General features: G+C 44.4%; 16 protein-coding genes. 12 read left to right on the forward strand and 4 right to left on the reverse strand.

Annotation, left to right across the window (positions count from 1 at the left end):
- The first annotated feature begins 99 nt into the window (after nucleotides 1-99).
- The 3 genes from apbC to J4N43_RS05295 all read left to right on the forward strand — a co-directional run bounded on the left by apbC (nucleotide 100) and on the right by J4N43_RS05295 (nucleotide 4,274).
- A complete protein-coding gene (gene apbC, locus J4N43_RS05285; RefSeq protein WP_252094159.1) occupies nucleotides 100-1,176 on the forward strand; it encodes an iron-sulfur cluster carrier protein ApbC in 1,077 nt (358 codons plus the stop codon).
- A gap of 180 nt (nucleotides 1,177-1,356) precedes the next feature.
- Complete coding sequence (udk, locus tag J4N43_RS05290) at nucleotides 1,357-1,998, forward strand: uridine kinase (protein WP_005380833.1); 642 nt, start codon at nucleotides 1,357-1,359, stop codon at nucleotides 1,996-1,998.
- Nucleotides 1,999-2,186: 188 nt separating this feature from the next.
- Entirely contained in the window at nucleotides 2,187-4,274 is a 2,088-nt protein-coding gene (locus J4N43_RS05295) for an AsmA family protein (RefSeq protein WP_062730505.1), read from the forward strand.
- A 62-nt stretch (nucleotides 4,275-4,336) separates the two neighbouring features.
- On the opposite strand, the gene cobO is transcribed toward J4N43_RS05295, so the two are convergent.
- Nucleotides 4,337-4,942, reverse strand: coding sequence for a cob(I)yrinic acid a,c-diamide adenosyltransferase (gene cobO, locus J4N43_RS05300; protein ID WP_062730506.1), 606 nt, complete (start codon nucleotides 4,940-4,942; stop codon nucleotides 4,337-4,339).
- A 117-nt stretch (nucleotides 4,943-5,059) separates the two neighbouring features.
- Here cobO and J4N43_RS05305 point away from each other — a divergent pair, with 117 nt between their 5' ends.
- Complete coding sequence (locus J4N43_RS05305) at nucleotides 5,060-5,509, forward strand: low molecular weight protein-tyrosine-phosphatase (protein ID WP_025767219.1); 450 nt, start codon at nucleotides 5,060-5,062, stop codon at nucleotides 5,507-5,509.
- Nucleotides 5,510-5,569: 60 nt separating this feature from the next.
- On the opposite strand, the gene J4N43_RS05310 is transcribed toward J4N43_RS05305, so the two are convergent.
- Entirely contained in the window at nucleotides 5,570-7,129 is a 1,560-nt protein-coding gene (locus J4N43_RS05310; protein ID WP_005380840.1) for a SulP family inorganic anion transporter, read from the reverse strand.
- 332 nt (nucleotides 7,130-7,461) lie between these two features.
- Nucleotides 7,462-10,551: a ribonuclease E gene (gene rne, locus J4N43_RS05315; protein ID WP_053349620.1), complete on the reverse strand. Its 3,090-nt coding sequence runs from the start codon at nucleotides 10,549-10,551 to the stop codon at nucleotides 7,462-7,464.
- Between the two features lie 639 nt (nucleotides 10,552-11,190).
- On the opposite strand from rne, the gene rluC reads away from it, so the two are divergent.
- Nucleotides 11,191-12,135, forward strand: a complete 945-nt coding sequence (gene rluC, locus J4N43_RS05320) for a 23S rRNA pseudouridine(955/2504/2580) synthase RluC (RefSeq protein ID WP_021033985.1) — start codon at nucleotides 11,191-11,193, stop codon at nucleotides 12,133-12,135.
- 58 nt (nucleotides 12,136-12,193) lie between these two features.
- Here rluC and J4N43_RS05325 read toward each other — a convergent pair whose 3' ends face one another.
- Nucleotides 12,194-12,775 carry a Maf family protein gene (locus J4N43_RS05325; RefSeq protein ID WP_053349621.1) on the reverse strand — a complete coding sequence of 194 codons (582 nt, stop codon included), beginning with the start codon at nucleotides 12,773-12,775 and terminating at the stop codon, nucleotides 12,194-12,196.
- Nucleotides 12,776-12,924: 149 nt separating this feature from the next.
- On the opposite strand from J4N43_RS05325, the gene yceD reads away from it, so the two are divergent.
- The 7 genes from yceD (at nucleotide 12,925) to acpP (ending at nucleotide 17,930) form a co-directional block, all read left to right on the forward strand.
- Complete coding sequence (yceD, locus tag J4N43_RS05330) at nucleotides 12,925-13,449, forward strand: 23S rRNA accumulation protein YceD (protein WP_005387307.1); 525 nt, start codon at nucleotides 12,925-12,927, stop codon at nucleotides 13,447-13,449.
- Between the two features lie 59 nt (nucleotides 13,450-13,508).
- On the forward strand, nucleotides 13,509-13,679 hold the full coding sequence (gene rpmF / locus J4N43_RS05335) for a 50S ribosomal protein L32 (RefSeq protein ID WP_005396978.1): 171 nt from the start codon (nucleotides 13,509-13,511) through the stop codon (nucleotides 13,677-13,679).
- A gap of 10 nt (nucleotides 13,680-13,689) precedes the next feature.
- Entirely contained in the window at nucleotides 13,690-14,715 is a 1,026-nt protein-coding gene (gene plsX, locus J4N43_RS05340; RefSeq protein ID WP_017633846.1) for a phosphate acyltransferase PlsX, read from the forward strand.
- A 5-nt stretch (nucleotides 14,716-14,720) separates the two neighbouring features.
- Nucleotides 14,721-15,671, forward strand: coding sequence for a beta-ketoacyl-ACP synthase III (locus tag J4N43_RS05345; protein ID WP_017821385.1), 951 nt, complete (start codon nucleotides 14,721-14,723; stop codon nucleotides 15,669-15,671).
- 75 nt (nucleotides 15,672-15,746) lie between these two features.
- A complete protein-coding gene (fabD, locus tag J4N43_RS05350; protein ID WP_005387313.1) occupies nucleotides 15,747-16,670 on the forward strand; it encodes an ACP S-malonyltransferase in 924 nt (307 codons plus the stop codon).
- Nucleotides 16,671-16,715: 45 nt separating this feature from the next.
- Complete coding sequence (gene fabG, locus J4N43_RS05355; protein WP_031781117.1) at nucleotides 16,716-17,450, forward strand: 3-oxoacyl-ACP reductase FabG; 735 nt, start codon at nucleotides 16,716-16,718, stop codon at nucleotides 17,448-17,450.
- A gap of 246 nt (nucleotides 17,451-17,696) precedes the next feature.
- Nucleotides 17,697-17,930 carry an acyl carrier protein gene (gene acpP / locus J4N43_RS05360; RefSeq protein ID WP_004406112.1) on the forward strand — a complete coding sequence of 78 codons (234 nt, stop codon included), beginning with the start codon at nucleotides 17,697-17,699 and terminating at the stop codon, nucleotides 17,928-17,930.
- The last annotated feature ends 4 nt before the right edge of the window (nucleotides 17,931-17,934 follow it).

The following is a 17,934-nucleotide window of genomic DNA, read 5'->3' on the forward strand; positions in this document are numbered from 1 at the left end:
CTGACTAACTCCAAGGTGTCAAACTGCGGAATGCCTTAGTTTTTTTGGGGTTCTGGTTGAGCCTGGACGGTGGTAGCATGACATCTAAAAGGAGGGCTTATGCATCAGTTCACTTCAAAACAAGATTTTTGTCACTGGTTTAACCAATTCCAACATCCACAGTTGGTGGAAAACTGGGCAGATATTCATGGCGCAACTTCGATTACGACACAGGGTTCTATTGATATAACGTTGCCATTCGCAAGTAATGAGCTTCAAACCGTACTGCATGACTGGATCAAACAGCAGCAAGCCTCGGGTAAAGTAGCTGAATTCCCATTTAATATTCGCCTTGAAGTTAAAGCTTTAGAAACTCAAGTGGCTAACTCGGTTAAGGGTGTTAAGAACATCATTGCCGTCAGTTCTGCGAAAGGTGGCGTTGGTAAATCTACTACCGCAGTTAACTTAGCGTTGGCAATTGCTCAATCTGGGGCGAAAGTGGGATTATTGGATGCAGATATCTATGGTCCGTCTGTACCTATGATGTTGGGGCAAGAAGATGCTAAACCAGAAGTTCGTGATGGCAAGTGGATGGAACCCATTTTTGCTCACGGCATCTATACTCATTCTATCGGTTATTTGGTGGATAAATCAGAAGCGGCGATATGGCGCGGTCCAATGGCTTCAAAAGCGTTGTCGCAGTTATTAACTGAAACAGATTGGCCAGATTTGGATTATTTGGTGATTGATATGCCGCCAGGTACGGGGGATATTCAATTGACGCTGTCACAACAAATTCCGGTAACAGGTAGCGTGTTAGTCACAACACCGCAAGATTTAGCCCTTGCCGATGCAAGGAAGGGAGCGGCAATGTTTAACAAAGTCCATGTCCCGGTTATTGGTGTTGTGGAAAACATGAGTTATCACATTTGTAGTCAATGTGGCGCGAAAGAGCATATTTTTGGTATGGGCGGAGCTGAAAAAATGTCGCAAGAATTTGGCTTAGCATTGTTAGGACAAATTCCGCTTCATATCTCTATGAGAGAAGATATTGACGCTGGCGTGCCAACGGTAGCAAGACGCCCAGAAAGTGAGCATGCAGGGTATTATAAGCAACTTGCCGATCGCGTATGTAGCACGATGTTTTGGCAAGGCAAAGCAAAACCAGATGCGATTAGCTTTACAATGGTGAACTAAGTTTACTATGCCTGCTGGTTGATAATTGCACATTTTAACGTTTGCTCGGAGGTTAATCCTCTGAGCAGGCAGAAACTTATGACTAAACCCTAATTCCAACTAGTAACTATGGGGTGAACTCCCTATAATCAGGCAGTTTATCTTTTTATGTGACTAGAAATCATCATCGGGTGCAAACTAATGTCTGATAATAATCAATGCGTCATCGTAGGTATTGCTGGCGCTTCTGCTTCTGGAAAAAGTCTGATCGCGAGCACTATTTATAATGAGCTTCGCGCGAAAGTAGGCGATCATCAAATCGGTGTCATCACGGAAGATTGCTACTACAACGACCAAAGCCACCTAAGCATGGAAGAGCGAGTAAAGACGAACTACGATCACCCGAGTGCGTTGGACCACGACCTACTGTGTGAGCACCTAGAAAAATTGGTACGTGGTGAAGCAGTAGAAGTGCCTGAGTACAGCTACACTGAACACACAAGAACAATTAACACCACCACAATGACACCTAAAAAGGTGATCATTCTAGAAGGTATCCTTCTTCTTACAGACCCTCGTCTTCGTGATTTGATGCATGCGACAGTATTTATGGACACACCGTTAGATATTTGCTTGCTTCGCCGTGTTAAGCGTGATGTGGAAGAACGAGGCCGAACTATGGAGTCTGTTCTTAAGCAATACCAACAAACAGTACGTCCGATGTTCATGCAGTTTATCGAACCTTCTAAGCAATATGCGGACATTATTGTTCCTCGCGGTGGTAAAAACCGTATCGCAATTGATGTATTAAAAGCTCACATTGCAAGACTTTTGAAAGCTTAAGCCTATAGACGGCTATATCGCTTTATTTTTAGGAGAAGAAGTGGCACCTTAAGTGCCACTTCTTTTTTTGTTTTTAAATTAGTCAGTTGCAGGTTAAAACCAGACACTTTTCACGCTTTTGTGGAACTGTCAGCGGTAAATGGAGTCTGCGCTTATAATTGTAAAAACACTCGAGCAAGGAAAAACAAATGAAGAAACTGCTCTTAATTCTAGCAATACCGATTGTGGTCATTTTGGTCGCAATTTTAGCGTTAACCATCTTCGTCAATCCGAATCAGTTTAAACCCCTTATTGTTGAGCAAGCGCAAAAGCAAACGGGATTAGAGTTGGTGATTGAAGGGGATATCAGTTGGCAATTTTTCCCATCGATTGGCTTTGAGTTGGGACATACAGAATTGCGAAATCCACAAGGCTTTAGTAAACCCAATTTATTCAAAGTTGATACCGTTGGTGTAGACATCTCTGTTATGCCACTTTTTAGTCAGCAGCTTGAAATTGGAAACGTCACGCTTGATGGTGCTGAGTTCTACATTGAAACCAAGAAAGATGGCAGCAAGAATATTGATGCATTGACGAAAGCCCAAACACAACAAGCAGAACAAGAGAGCAATGCTGCGCCTACGCAAAATGGTGAAACGCAAACTTCTGGTTCTGATTGGAGTATTAATCTTGCTGGCGTTACTGTTTCTAACGGTTCATTAGAAATGCAGGATAAGCAAGCCGGTAGTTACACCAAACTTTATGATATTTCATTAAACCTTTCCGAATTCGCTTTTGACAACTGGACAACGGCTGATTTTGGCGTGAAGGGCGAAATGAACGACCAAAAGTTCACCGCGAAAGGTCAGGCAGACTTTAAGCTAGAAAAAGGTTTGGCAAACTACGCGCTAAAGAACATCAACTTTGATGCGACATACTCTGACCCTGCCAATAAAATTGAATCGGCAACGATCGGTTTAGACACGTTTGAATTCGATAAAGTAAATAACCTGACTTATGCCATTAAGGGTGACGCTGGTGGTATGAAGTTAGATATGCAGGGTGCTGGTCAACTTAGCGTGGACAAGGCTATCAGCAAAGTACAGTTGGATAAGTTAACTCTTAAATCGACTTTTGAGGGTGATGCCTTACCTCAGTCCCCGATGAAAGTCGACATGGTGTCTGATCTGTCTTTCGACCTAACGAAAAACCATCTGAGTTTTGTTCTAGAGAAGTTAACAGCGAATGCTATCGCCCTAGATGGTAAGGCAGATGTGACACTCGGTGATATTCCTAAAGTACGCTTTGCTCTCCATAGCCCCAATATCGATCTTGATGAGTTCTTAGGGTTAGATAAGCAAGCTGCCGAAGGTAATAAGCCTGCTTCTGGTGGCGAGAGTGCTCCTGCCGGACCTGAGGTTGAGCCTGATTTGTCTGCGTTGAAAGCGTTAGATGTAAAGGGTGACATTACCATCGACAAATTCAAAGCGGCAAATGCGAAGATGGAAGCGGTAAAAACGAGCTTCACTGTAAATCGTGGCGTGTTTGAGCTTACATCATTTAGTTCGAAGTTGTACCAAGGCTCAATCTCAGCGACAGCGAAGTTAGATGCACGCCAATCACCAGCGACTTACAGCGTTAAAAAGTCAATCAAAGGCGTGAAAGTTCAACCGCTACTTATAGACGTTGCTGAAAACGACAAACTTGAAGGGACAGGTAACATTGATGTGAATGTTACAGGTAAGAGTCTCACGCCTACCGGTATCAAGAAGAATCTATCTGGTACGGTTGTTATCAATTTTGCTGACGGTGCGGTGAATGGCATCAACGTTGCTCAGTTGATTCGTGAAAACTATGCGAAATTTAAAGGGCAAAAAGTTGAAGGCACCAATGAAGCTAAGAAAACAGACTTCAGTGCGATGACGGCGACATTGAAACTCAACAAAGGTGTAGTATCAACGGATAATATGCAAGCTCAGTCTCCATTGTTACGTGTTCGTGGTAAAGGTACCGCAAACTACATCAATGAAACAGTCGACTTTACTATCAGCACGTCAGTTGTAGGCAGCCTAGAAGGCCAGGGCGGTAAAGATATAGATGAGCTGAAAGACATCACGATTCCAATCAATGTGTCTGGTAAGTGGGCAGAACCTAAATTCAAGCTCGTATTCGATGATGTTCTGAAGCAGAAAGCTCAGAAAGAAATCGATCGTGGCGTAGAGAAGCTAACGGACAAAATCAAAGACGAGAAAACCAAAGATGCGGTCGATGGTTTATTGAAGAATCTTTTCAACTAACCGTGCGTGAAAATCAAAAGGGTTGGCATTTTGCCAACCCTTTTTAAATTACTCTGCGAGTGTTACCAATCGACGCCTTTGAGGGCTTTTACGCCAGATTCAAATGCGTGCTTTACATTTTTCACTTCAGAAACGGTATCGGCCATTTCAATCAGGGTTCGATGTGCGCCACGCCCAGTAATAATAACCGACTGCATTTTAGGTCTGTTGCTCAGTGCTTCGACCACTTCGTCTAAGTCGATGTAGCCGTAGCTCACCATATAAGTTAGCTCGTCAAACAAGATGACATCGATAGAGTCGTCTTGCAGCATGCGCTTACATTCTTGCCATACGCCTTGCGCTGCTTCGGTATCAGCGGCTTTGTTTTGAGTTTCCCATGTAAAGCCGGTTGCCATTACTTGGAATTCAACGCCGAGTTTCTCAAGTAGGTTGCGCTCACCGTTGTCCCAAGTACCTTTAATAAACTGCGCGACAGCACAACTCAAACCATGACCCACTGCGCGTGCGATCGTACCGAATCCTGATGTCGATTTACCTTTACCATTTCCGGTAATGATCAGTAGCAGACCTTTTTCCTCTTGAGCAGCAGCGATTTTTGCGTCTACCTGTTCTTTGACTTTTTGTTGGCGAGCTTTATGGCGTGCTTCTTTATTTTCTTCGATAGACATAATACTTCCTCAATTCCTTTTCGTGCTGTGCCCAAGCTAATTTGGGTTCATTGATTTATCTCGCTATGATAGACCAACATATCGTGAAGAAAAACCACCGATAATTCAGGGAATAAAATGAAGAAAATACTTGTTGTTTGTATGGGAAACATTTGTCGGTCACCAACTGGAGAGGCAGTGTTAAGAGCGAAAGCTCAAAAGTTAGGCGTTGAAGTAGAGGTTGATTCGGCAGGTACAATTGGCTACCACGCAGGAAACCGACCAGATTCAAGAGCGATGGCAGCAGGAAAGCAGCGAGGTTATTCTTTTAAAGGAATGCAAGCGCGCCAAGTCACCATTGATGACTTTGAAAAGTTTGACCTTATATTAGCCGCAGATAAAGCAAATTTGGCCGATTTATTGGATATTTGTCCGTTGAAGTATCGACACAAAGTATCGTTATTTTTAAGTCATTCTGAGTCAGGTTACGACGAAGTCCCGGACCCATATTATGGTGGGGAAGATGGCTTTGAACTGGTGCTTGATTTAATCGAAGAGGCATCAGACGCAATTTTGAAGAAGCTATAATCGCCGTGCTTGAAGACAATAGAAAAAGGGATGAGCTCAGCTCATCCCTTTTTATTCGTGTTAACCCGCTAGTATGTCGGTTGCGACTTTGTAGCTTGGGTCTTCCTTCACGTTAATTTCAACCAAGCTGCCAGCTTTGTCCAAAAGTTTACGACAATCTGGGCTTAGGTGACGAAGGTGCAGCGTTTTACCTTGAGCATTGTAACGCTCAGCCAGTGTTTCAATGGCTTCAATTGCAGAGTGATCAGTCACGCGAGAGTCTGCAAAATCGACAATCACATCTTTTGGATCTTCAGGCGCGTTAAACAACTCCAGGAAGTTAGCCGCAGAGCCAAAGAAAATAGGGCCGTGAATCTTGTACTCTTTTGAACCTTCCTCGTTTAAGCACGTGTCGGCATAGATGTGCTTAGCGTGTTGCCATGCAAACATTAATGCAGAAACGATAACACCAACCGCTACGGCAACAGCAAGGTCAGTAAGAACAGTAACAACGGTCACAAGAACAATAACGAAGAAGTCTTGCTTCGGTACGCGGCGTGCTAGCTTAAATGTTGCCCATTCGAATGTACCAATGACAACCATGAACATCACACCAACCAGAGCAGCGAGTGGGATCATTTCAATTAGCGAAGAAGCGAATAAGATAAACATCAATAGAGCGATAGCCGCAACGATACCAGATAGACGGCCGCGACCACCTGAGTTTACGTTGATCATCGACTGACCAATCATCGCACAACCACCCATTGCGCCAAACACAGAACACGTCATGTTTGCCATACCTTGACCGATACATTCGCGGTTAGATTGACCACGAGTATTCGTCATCTCATCTAAAACTGTCAGTGTTAGTAGAGATTCAATTAGACCAATGGCCGCGAGAATGATCGCGTATGGAAGAATGATTTGTAGTGTCTCTAGTGTAAATGGTACCGCAGGAATAGAGAAGGTTGGTAGTGAACCTGCGAGTGTTGCAGCTTCATCACCAGACATTGTACGCAGGAAGTCAACAACAGTGCGAGTTTCCAGATCCAAGCCAACCACTAAAGCCGTCACCGTTACGATCGCAACAAGTGAAGAGGGTACAGCTGTTGTGATTTTTGGTAGAAAGTGAATGATTGCCATAGTCAGCGCAACCAAACCAAGCATTAGCAGCATCTGGTCTTGTGGTAGCCAAGTAAGCATGCCATTGATGTCTGGCGCTTTAAACTGACCCAACTGAGCTAGGAAGATAACAATAGCCAGACCGTTCACAAAACCGATCATCACAGGGTGAGGTACGATACGGATGAACTTACCCAATTTAAACATACCAGCGGCAATTTGAAGAATACCAGCGAGCATGATGGCTGCGAATAGGTACTGGACACCGTGAGTCGCGACAAGCGAAACCATTACGACTGCCATGGCACCTGTTGCACCAGAGATCATGCCAGGACGACCACCGAAAATGGAAGTAATAAGACCAACGATGAATGCAGCGTAAAGACCGACCATCGGATCTACGCCTGCGACGAACGCAAATGCGACAGCTTCAGGAACCAATGCTAGCGCAACGGTTAAGCCTGATAGCACATCATTTTTTACGGAGTGCTTAGAAAATTGGGGAAATTCGAACATGTTTGTTTTTAAGTTCTCTTTGCAATGAGTTAAACCCGACACATATTCGTATTTGCACAAGCCACTGGAAGGTTGAGTTTTAATCAAACATTGCAGTGTAAACCGTAGTATTAAAAGAGCAGCATCAGAATGGTGTCGAAAACTTGAGTCGGCGCATGCTACCGAAAAGTGTGATTAAGTTCAAGAATGATACGAATAATGGCGTACAAATGTGATCACGAATTGGTATTTATATGAACAATTTTTTGGGCAAATATGAAGATAAAAAAGGCTACCAGATGGTAGCCTTTAATTTATTTATGCCGTTAAGCAGTTGAACGTAATGATTTAGCCTAGTTAAAGTTAGGCTTTGTCATCTCTGCCGATGCACGGTTTTTAGCCACTTGGCTACCAGCACCTTTAGCTTGGTAACGTTCGGTTTTGAACGGTGCTGCTGCAACCGTGATTTCGCGTAGCTCTTGAGGGCCAGGTGCTTTCGTCATCGGTGCGCTAGCGTTTAGCTTAGCCGCAACTTTAATGGCTTCGACTTTAGGCTCTGGTTTATCTACTGGCGCTTCGGCCGCAATCTCTTTTTCTGCTTCAACGATAGGCTCTTCAGCAGGTGCCGTTTCTACAATGGCATCAACCGGTTCAGCATGTTCAGTTACAGGAGTTTCAACGATAGGCTCTACCGAGGCTGTTTCTATTACTGCTGATTCAGCTTTTTCTGTGATTACTGTTTCCACAGCAGGTGCTTCCACAACGGGTGCTTCTACTACTGGAGCTTCCACTTTCGCTTCAACGGTTTCTTGAACCTTGTGTTCAACAACTGGCGCATCTGTTACGACAGGCTGCTCGCGACGAATAATCACTTTACCCATTGCCATTTCTGGACAAGCAAAGCCACCTTGGATTGCAGGTACTGCTGCTACAGCTTCTTCCTTAACTCGCACTTCCTTCTTAGGTGCTGGTTTCGGAATGTAACGTGGCATTACTTTACCCATAGCCATTTCAGGAGAAGCGACACCTCCCTTACGTAGGCGGAATGGGTTAGGGCGGCGATCACGGCCACGGCGACGACGCTGGCCGCTTGCACGCAGGTGACGTGGCGAACGACGATTACGACGTTGCTTAGACTCTGCTTGCTTGTTGTCTTGCTGTGCCTCTACCGCTGCTTCTGTTGGCTTTTCAACTTTAGCTTCAACCGTTTCTTGAGTCTTAACCGCTGTTTCTTCGGCTTTCTTCTCAATAGCTTCTTGGTCCTTAACGCGTACAGACTTGTTCAATTTGCGACGTTGGCGGCGCTCTTTCACTTTTTCTGCTTTCGCATTTTGCTGCTTCGGTTTGCTCTCTTCTGGTTTTGTTTCAGTACGAGCTTCCGCTGCTAGCTGCAGACCTTTTTCCGCTACTTTTGCGTTTGCTTTCTGCTCTTGGGCTTTATCTGCCTGTTGAGCTTTAGGTTTACGCTTTTGGTTACGGTTTTGCGGTTTATTTGTTTGTTGTTGAGCTTCGTTTTGCTCATTAGCCTGCTCATCACGAGGCTTACGACGACGTCGGTTATCGCGATTGTCGCGGTTATCACGATTATCACGCTGGTTGTTATTGCGACGACGATCGTTGCGATCACGTTTGTTACGTCGATTATCGCGATTTGGTTTTTTCTCTTCCTGAGGTTTCTGTTCTTCTTTTGTTTCTTCAGAACCACCGAATAGGAAGCTACCAAGTGCTTTAAACAGACGGCTGAACAATCCAGGTTTCTCTTCTTGTTCAACGTTTTGTTCTTTCTTCTTCGCCTCAGGAGCTGGTTTAGCTGCTGGTGCAGGTGCGGTTTGAGACGGAGCAGCAAAGCCTTTAAGAACTGGCTCTTCAATTCGTTTTGGTTTTACGTCAACTTCCGCTGGCTCTTTACCTTCTGCTTCTTTCATTGCTTCCAGTTTCTTAGGAAGTAAGTAAGAAATCAGATCGAACTCTTCGCCTTCACGAACACGGATAACTTCAAAGTGCGGTGTTTCCATATCAGAGTTAGGAACAACCGTAATTTTCACTTCTTGAATGCGTTCGATATGGTTTACTGAACGACGTTTTTCGTTCAATAAGTAAGAGGCGATTGGCACAGGTACGACTGCAAGTACTTGTGCTGTGTTGTCTTTTAGCGCTTCCTCTTCAATTAAACGAAGTACAGAAAGTGCTAGAGATTCGTTGTCGCGAACGACACCAGTTCCGCTACAGCGAGGACAGATGTGATGGCTTGCTTCTGCAAGAGAAGGGCTCAAGCGCTGGCGTGACATCTCCAACAAACCAAAGCGAGAAATACGACCGATTTGTACACGAGCGCGATCAAGACGAACGGCTTCACGTAGACGGTTTTCTACTTCTCGTTGGTGACGAACTGGGGTCATATCGATAAAGTCGATAACCACTAAGCCACCCAAGTCACGTAGACGTAATTGGCGAGCAATTTCGTCGGCTGCTTCTAGGTTCGTGTTTAGAGCTGTTTCTTCAATATCGCCGCCCTTGGTTGCACGAGCAGAGTTGATATCGATAGACGTTAGTGCTTCAGTCGGGTCAATAACAATAGAACCACCAGATGGCAGACGCACTTCACGTTGGAAAGCCGATTCAATTTGGCTTTCGATTTGGTAGTGGCTGAATAGTGGAACTTCGCCTTCATATTTCTTAACGCGGTTAAGGAAATCAGGGCGCACCAATTGAATGTGCTCTTTTGCACGTTCGTAGATGGTGTTGCTATCAATTAAGATTTCGCCAATATCACGACGCAAATAGTCACGGATTGCACGAACGATAACGTTACTTTCTTGGTGGATTAAGAATGGAGCAGGGTTAGAGTCCGCTGCACCTTTGATTGCACCCCAGTGGTTAAGTAGTACATTCAAATCCCACTCAAGCTCTTCAGCACTCTTGCCAACGCCAGCAGTACGTACGATTAGGCCCATGCCCTGAGGCAGTTCCAAAGTACTTAATGCGGCTTTTAGTTGAGTACGCTCGTCACCTTCGATTCGACGAGAAATACCGCCAGCACGAGGGTTGTTAGGCATCAGAACAAGGTAACTACCAGCAAGAGAAATGAAAGTAGTAAGAGCTGCGCCCTTGCTTCCACGTTCTTCTTTTTCCACTTGAACGATAACTTCTTGGCCTTCCGTTAGCACTTCTTTGATGCTTGGACGACCTTGGTAGGTGTAACCTTCAGGGAAATATTCGCGGGCAATTTCTTTGAGAGGGAGGAAACCGTGACGCTCGGCGCCGTAATCAACAAATGCGGCTTCTAAGCTTGGTTCGATACGTGTGATACGTCCTTTGTAGATATTCGCTTTTTTAGATTCATGACCTGGACTCTCGATATCAAGATCGAAAAGTCGCTGGCCATCAACCAGAGCGACACGCAACTCTTCTTTTTGAGTTGCGTTAATTAACATTCTTTTCATTGAAAATTCTCGTTGTCTTTTCTTTTATATCTTTCTTGTCGACTTGCCACTGTTTTTTCGCTCTTTCACGGTGCCTGATCCCATGGCTTGTATTTTGCAGCCTCCCGGCTGGAAGGGGATGCTCTCGGGCACTTCAGTCATCACAAGCCTCTTGTGGTTTCTGTTGGAAACGTAGACTTGTGACCCGCTATTTGGGCGGTAGGTACTCAACGTGAATATGCGAGGAGTAGGGTGGCAAGAGTGTTGAATTCGATGTGTCTCACGCCAATGCTGCACTCGACCTTCAACGATCTACTCACATTGCTTGAGGATAAATGATTGGTAATGAATAAAATGTAACCAAACCTTCCTTAGCAGCTGTGAACTATAGCAGTGCGCGTGGCTATCAGCAATCTGCTTTCACGCAAACGATAGAAAATTTGCCGCTAAACTCAAAATTTCTAATTTATAACAGGTTGTTTCATAAGCAATTGAGATGTGCAAACTGTTCAGGACAGAAAACAAATTGAGAACTTGATTGAGAGTTTTAATAATTTAAACAAAAGCTTGGCGAAATTTAGACCAGTATGTGCCACCGAGTGTTTCTTTTACGACAAGAATAATGTGAAGTCGCACGAAATTGAGTTTACAATACCGCCCATGAACGAAATAAGAACAAAAGTCCAGTTCGTCGACATTGACGAAGATATGGCGGGTCAGCGCATTGATAATTTTTTGCGCAACCAATTAAAAGACATTCCTAAAAGCATGATTTACCGAATTGTGCGTAAGGGCGAAGTGCGCGTAAATAAAAAGCGTATAAAAGCAGAGTACAAGTTAAAAGCAGGAGATCTCGTTCGTATTCCACCGGTGACCGTCGAGAAAAAAGATGACGATGTCGCACCAAGTACGAAACTTAACAAAGTCGCTGAGTTGGAAAATATGATTATCTTCGAAGATGATCATATGTTGATTCTAAACAAACCATCTGGCACCGCGGTGCATGGTGGCAGTGGTTTAAAGTTTGGTGCGATTGAAGCGCTTAGGGCTCTGCGTCCTCAAGCTCGCTTTCTTGAACTTGTGCATCGTATTGACCGTGATACTTCAGGGATTTTGCTGGTTGCTAAGAAGCGTTCTGCACTTCGTCACTTGCAAGCCCAGTTTCGTGAAAAGACAGTAAAGAAGTTTTACTTAGCTCTTGTCATGGGGCAATGGAAAAGCAGTTGTAAGGTTGTGAACGCGCCACTGCTCAAAAACGAAGTGAACAGTATTGTTCGTGTTAACCCTAATGGTAAGCCGTCAGAAACGCGTTTTAAGATTTTGGAAAAGTTCGAACAAGCTACATTGATTCAGGCGAGTCCGATTACTGGTCGAACTCACCAAATACGAGTTCATACGCAATACACTGGTCACCCAATCGCTTGGGATGATCGCTACGGTGATCGTCGCTTTGACGCTTACACCGGTCAAGTTGGTTTAGATCGTTTGTTCCTACACGCGGCAAACATCAAGTTCCAGCACCCATCAAATGATGAGTGGATGGAAATCAACGCACCGATGGAACCGAAACTAGAAAAAGTGTTGGCGGGTTTAAGAAACGCGTAACCATGTTTTCCTCGCGGATGCAAAAGGGAGCCACAGGCTCCCTTTTATCGTATTTGGGTTAAAGGACATCGAGTCCTTGAACATTCAACATATCAATCAAATCAATCAATGGTAGTCCGACAAGTGTGTTCGGGTCTTTACCAACTAATTTCGTAAACAAGCAAATTCCCATGCCTTCGCTTTTAAAGCTGCCTGCGCAGTAAAAAGGTTCTTCCCTGTCGACGTAGCGTTCGATTTGTTCAAGCGTTAAATCTCTAAAGTGCACCTCGAAAGAATCAAAGCCGACTTCTGTATGGTTTGTGACGGTGTTATGTACCGCAAGACCAGTATAGAAAGTGATGACTTTTCCACTTTGAGCCAAAAGTTGATTTATCGCGTTATCTCTATTTAAAGGCTTGCCAACGATTTCACCATTAATGACACAAACTTGGTCACTGCCGATAACTAAACTTGCTTTATCCGTCTGGCAAGATATTGCTTTCTCTTGGGCCAGTCTCTGCACAAGTTCAGTTGGCGTTTCTTGGTCAAAAGGTGTTTCATCGCAATCAGGTGATAAACAAACGAATGGTAGTGAGAGCTTTTCAAGCAGTTGTTTACGAAAAGGGGAAGTTGAGGCTAAAACCAGTTGGTAATTTTTCATTTTGAATTACAATTCGTGGGAGCATTTCCAATAGGATAATCGATCAAAAATGATTCTGGCTAATGCTCTGTATGTTAAGCGTAAAAAAGTACAACTTTTTTGCCTTTTTCTTTGACTAATTTTGATTTGGAAGATAATATTCGCGCCCTATGCAAAAGGTAAAAATACCGCGAACGGTTGACCCAGCTAAAGCTGCACAGAAACGATTGGATTACGATGGCATCATCCAAGCTAGTCTTTTCAAGCGCTTAGTGGAAACAACTGAAGGCGTAAAACGCGACGCAGAAGTCTCATTGTCATTTGGGATGGATGAACAGCGACTCGTTGTTATCTCTGGTAAAGCTAACATCGAAGTCGATTTAGAGTGTCAGCGTTGTAATGAGGTATTCGCACATGAGTGCGAAGTTGAATTCCTTTCTACTCCTTACTACGGTGAGAAAACAGAACAGGAAGCACCAGAAATTTATGATTTGGTAGATCTAAATGAATATGGTGAATTAGACCTCATACAACTTGTTGAAGACGAGTTCATCTTAGCATTACCTCAAATTGCGATGCACGATGAAGCGGATTGTAGCGTTGATTCAAATAACATGGTTTTTGGTGAGATTCCTGAAGAAATTGAGGAAGAAAAACCGAATCCATTCGACGTTTTGAAAAGTCTGAAAAAGTAATAGGTGTGGTAGCCGATTCTTCTTCAGGTTTTTAACCCAATAGTATAGGAGTAGGGTCAATGGCCGTACAGAAAAACCGTAAAACTCGTTCTAAGCGCGGTATGCGTCGTTCACACGATGCGCTAACTACAGCTGCTCTATCTGTAGACGCGACTTCTGGTGAAACTCACCTACGCCACAACGTAACTGCTGAAGGTTACTACCGTGGTCAAAAGGTTATCAACAAGTAAGGTTGAACCTTTGCAAAGTATTACCGTTGCACTTGATGCAATGGGCGGGGATTTCGGTCCACGCGTAACAGTGCCTGCCGCCGTGCAGGCACTGTCTCATTTCCCAGAGCTAAAAGTGATTCTTATTGGTGATCAATCTCTGATCACGTCTCAATTATCTCAACTCGGTACCTCGACCAGTTCCCGCTTGACTATTCTTCACAGCGAGAAAGTTATCTCGAACTCAGAAAAACCTTCATTGGCGTTACGTAATAGCCAAAATAGTTCTATGCGTATGGCTATCGATTTGGTTTCTGAGCAGAAAGCGGATGCTTGTGTTAGTGGTGGCAACACCGGTGCATTAATGGCACTATCGCGTTTCATTCTTAAGTTACTTCCTGGCATTGAACGTCCTGCTTTAGTTTCCGCTTTACCGACGATTACCGGAAAGCGTACTTGGATGCTGGATCTGGGGGCGAATGTATCGTGCGATGCTGATAGCTTGTTCCAATTTGCTGTAATGGGCAGTGCATTAGCTGAAGAACACTTGGGTCGTCCTCCTCGCGTTGCTGTACTCAATATTGGCGCAGAAGAGATTAAAGGTAACGATTTAGTCAAACGTTGCGCAGAAATGCTTTCTCAGACCGATGCGATTAACTTTGTCGGTTATATTGAAGGTAATCAAATTTTGCATGATGTTGCTGACGTCATTGTTTGTGATGGATTTGTCGGCAACGTATGCTTAAAAGCCAGTGAGGGAACAGCTCAACTTTTTATCGAAAAAATTAAAACCAGCATAATGGCATCAACGATAAAGGGTTGGATAGCTAGAAAGTTGTTTTCTAGGCTGTTTAATGAACTAAAAACACTGAACCCCGACCAGTATAACGGCGCAAGTTTGCTAGGATTGCGCGGCATTGTCATAAAAAGCCATGGAAGTGCGGATGTATCTGCGATTGTCAATGCACTTGGCGAGGCAGTACACGAGGTCAAACGACAAGTACCAAGCCGTATTAGCGATCGTTTGGAAGCGGTTTTACTCGAGAGGCATTATTAGTCTTCATGTATAGCAAAATTTTAGGTACTGGCAGCTACCTGCCATCTCAGGTGCGTACAAACGCAGATCTAGAGAAAATGGTAGATACAAGTGATGAGTGGATCGTTGCTCGCACGGGTATTAAAGAGCGTCGAATTGCTGCAGAAAACGAAACTGTAGCAGACATGGCATTCTACGCAGCTGAAAACGCTATCGATATGGCGGGTATTGATAAAAACGATATCGACCTGATTATCGTAGCCACAACGAGCAGTAGCCATACTTTCCCTTCATCTGCGTGTCAGGTGCAGGCAAAGCTTGGCATTAAAGGTTGTCCAGCTTTTGACTTAGCCGCTGCTTGTTCTGGTTTTGTGTACGCATTATCTGTTGCAGACCAACATATCAAATCTGGTATGTGCAAAAACGTACTTGTGATTGGTTCAGATGCTTTGTCTAAAACGTGTGATCCGACAGACCGTTCAACCATCATCCTATTTGGTGATGGTGCCGGAGCCGTTGTCGTAGGCGCTAGCCAAGAGCCTGGCATTATCTCTACCCACATATACTCGGATGGTCAATTCGGAGAGCTTCTAAGCCTACCTGTACCTGTGCGGGGGCAAGATGCGGATAAATGGCTTCATATGGCTGGGAACGAAGTATTCAAAGTCGCTGTAACTCAGCTATCGAAACTAGTAAAAGATACGCTTGAAGCCAACAACATGCATAAGTCTGAACTAGACTGGCTAGTGCCGCACCAAGCGAACTACCGCATTATTTCAGCAACAGCGAAGAAACTTTCGATGTCACTAGACCAAGTCGTGATTACACTTGATAAACACGGCAACACATCAGCTGCAACTGTGCCAACAGCACTAGATGAAGCGGTACGTGATGGTCGTATTAAACGCGGTCAAACTCTGCTTCTTGAAGCGTTTGGCGGCGGATTCACTTGGGGCTCGGCCCTTGTGAAGTTCTAAGTTTCACAAGAATTCAAAATTTAAGGTGCACTTGGTGCATCTTATTTCTTTTTACTTTGCTTAAAGGAAAACAACATGAGCAAGTTTGCTATCGTATTTCCAGGTCAAGGTTCTCAAGCTGTAGGTATGCTTGCAGAACTAGGCGAACAATATGACGTAGTAAAACAAACATTTGCAGAAGCATCTGACGCACTAGGTTACGATCTATGGGCGCTTGTTCAAAATGGACCTGCAGAAGATTTAAACGAGACTTTCCGTACTCAACCAGCTTTGCTAGCTTCATCTGTTGCAATCTGGCGTGTATGGCAGGAACTTGGCTTAGAGCAACCAGCAAACCTAGCCGGTCACAGCCTAGGTGAGTACTCAGCACTTGTATGTGCGGGTGTTATTGACTTTAAAGAAGCCATCAAGCTGGTTGAATTACGTGGTCAACTTATGCAAGAAGCAGTACCAGCTGGTACTGGCGCAATGTACGCGATTATCGGTTTGGCTGATGATGCGATTGCAAAAGCGTGTGAAGACGCAGCGCAAGGCGAAGTGGTCTCTCCAGTAAACTTTAACTCGCCTGGTCAAGTCGTTATCGCTGGTAGCAAAGACGCAGTAGAGCGAGCTGGTGCGCTATGTAAAGAAGCCGGTGCGAAGCGTGCGCTTCCTCTTCCTGTTTCAGTACCTTCACACTGTGCACTTATGAAGCCAGCAGCGGAAAAACTTGCTGTAGCTCTTGAGTCTATCGAATTTAACTCACCACAGCTGCCAGTTATCAACAACGTTGATGTGGTTGCTGAGACAGATCCTGCAAAAATCAAAGATGCGCTTGTTCGTCAGCTACATAGCCCAGTTCGTTGGACTGAAACAGTTGAACTGATGCACGAACAAGGCGTAGAAAATCTTCTTGAGCTTGGTCCTGGTAAAGTTTTAACAGGTCTAACAAAACGTATCGTGAAAACGCTAACTGCAGCAGCAGTGAATGATATCGCATCGCTAGACGCTGCGAAGTAATCCATCAAGCGATAAATTTGCGATAAGAAAAGGAAACACAACATGATGAATCTAGAAGGTAAGATCGCGCTAGTTACCGGCGCAAGCCGTGGTATTGGCCGCGCGATCGCGGAACTTCTTGTCGAGCGAGGTGCTACGGTTATCGGTACTGCTACTTCTGAAAGTGGTGCGGCTGCTATCAGCGAGTATCTTGGTGATAACGGTAAAGGCTTAGCGCTTAACGTGACTGATGTCGAGTCTATCGAAGCGACATTAAAAACGATCAACGAAGAATTTGGTGTGATCGATATTCTGGTGAATAACGCTGGTATTACTCGTGACAACCTATTGATGCGCATGAAAGATGATGAGTGGAACGACATCATCGATACCAACCTAACGCCAATCTACCGCATGTCTAAAGCGGTTTTACGCGGTATGATGAAAAAACGTGCGGGTCGTATCATCAACGTAGGCTCTGTTGTTGGTACCATGGGTAACGCTGGTCAAACTAACTACGCAGCAGCGAAAGCGGGCGTGATTGGTTTTACTAAATCAATGGCTCGTGAAGTTGCGTCTCGTGGTGTAACAGTGAACACTGTTGCTCCTGGTTTCATCGAAACTGACATGACTAAGGCACTAAATGATGACCAACGTGCGGCAACTTTGTCGAACGTGCCAGCAGGTCGTTTAGGTGACCCACGTGAAATTGCATCAGCAGTAGTTTTCCTTGCTTCTCCTGAAGCAGCGTACATTACTGGTGAAACTTTGCATGTAAATGGTGGCATGTACATGGTTTAATGCGACAGTTTATGCAAAATAAGCTATTTTACATTGTGAAAAATAGCCTATAGTTGCAGTTAACTGTCATGAACTTGTCATGCTTATGCGCAAGATTTGTGCATGATTTAAGTCAAAAATGTATTGAAATTCGGTTAAATTCGCTAATTTTGTGGTTTGACCAGCAAGGACCCCCTTGCAACTTTCAATAGTTCGAATAAACTACGGAATCATCGCATTAGGCGAAATCTGTAAAGGAAAAGAAAAATGAGCAACATCGAAGAACGCGTAAAGAAAATCATTGTTGAACAGCTAGGTGTAGACGAAGCAGAAGTTAAAAACGAAGCTTCTTTCGTTGACGATCTAGGTGCTGATTCTCTAGACACTGTAGAACTAGTTATGGCTCTAGAAGAGGAATTCGACACTGAGATTCCTGACGAAGAAGCTGAGAAGATCACTACTGTTCAAGCTGCAATCGACTACGTAAACAGCGCTCAGTAATTAG

Source organism: Vibrio sp. SCSIO 43009 (assembly GCF_023716525.1).
In the GTDB taxonomy this organism is placed as follows: domain Bacteria; phylum Pseudomonadota; class Gammaproteobacteria; order Enterobacterales; family Vibrionaceae; genus Vibrio; species Vibrio alginolyticus.

Bases quoted from the DNA above. Each gene is read 5' to 3' on its own strand.
- rluC (WP_021033985.1), top strand. From the start codon at position 11,191: ATGAACGAAATAAGAACAAAAGTCCAGTTCGTCGACATTGACGAAGAT.
- yceD (WP_005387307.1), top strand. From the start codon at position 12,925: ATGCAAAAGGTAAAAATACCGCGAACGGTTGACCCAGCTAAAGCTGCA.
- J4N43_RS05305 (WP_025767219.1), top strand. From the start codon at position 5,060: ATGAAGAAAATACTTGTTGTTTGTATGGGAAACATTTGTCGGTCACCA.
- fabD (WP_005387313.1), top strand. From the start codon at position 15,747: ATGAGCAAGTTTGCTATCGTATTTCCAGGTCAAGGTTCTCAAGCTGTA.
- J4N43_RS05345 (WP_017821385.1), top strand. From the start codon at position 14,721: ATGTATAGCAAAATTTTAGGTACTGGCAGCTACCTGCCATCTCAGGTG.
- apbC (WP_252094159.1), top strand. From the start codon at position 100: ATGCATCAGTTCACTTCAAAACAAGATTTTTGTCACTGGTTTAACCAA.
- J4N43_RS05325 (WP_053349621.1), bottom strand. From the start codon at position 12,775: ATGAAAAATTACCAACTGGTTTTAGCCTCAACTTCCCCTTTTCGTAAA.
- udk (WP_005380833.1), top strand. From the start codon at position 1,357: ATGTCTGATAATAATCAATGCGTCATCGTAGGTATTGCTGGCGCTTCT.
- acpP (WP_004406112.1), top strand. From the start codon at position 17,697: ATGAGCAACATCGAAGAACGCGTAAAGAAAATCATTGTTGAACAGCTA.
- rpmF (WP_005396978.1), top strand. From the start codon at position 13,509: ATGGCCGTACAGAAAAACCGTAAAACTCGTTCTAAGCGCGGTATGCGT.
- rne (WP_053349620.1), bottom strand. From the start codon at position 10,551: ATGAAAAGAATGTTAATTAACGCAACTCAAAAAGAAGAGTTGCGTGTC.
- J4N43_RS05295 (WP_062730505.1), top strand. From the start codon at position 2,187: ATGAAGAAACTGCTCTTAATTCTAGCAATACCGATTGTGGTCATTTTG.
- J4N43_RS05310 (WP_005380840.1), bottom strand. From the start codon at position 7,129: ATGTTCGAATTTCCCCAATTTTCTAAGCACTCCGTAAAAAATGATGTG.
- fabG (WP_031781117.1), top strand. From the start codon at position 16,716: ATGAATCTAGAAGGTAAGATCGCGCTAGTTACCGGCGCAAGCCGTGGT.
- cobO (WP_062730506.1), bottom strand. From the start codon at position 4,942: ATGTCTATCGAAGAAAATAAAGAAGCACGCCATAAAGCTCGCCAACAA.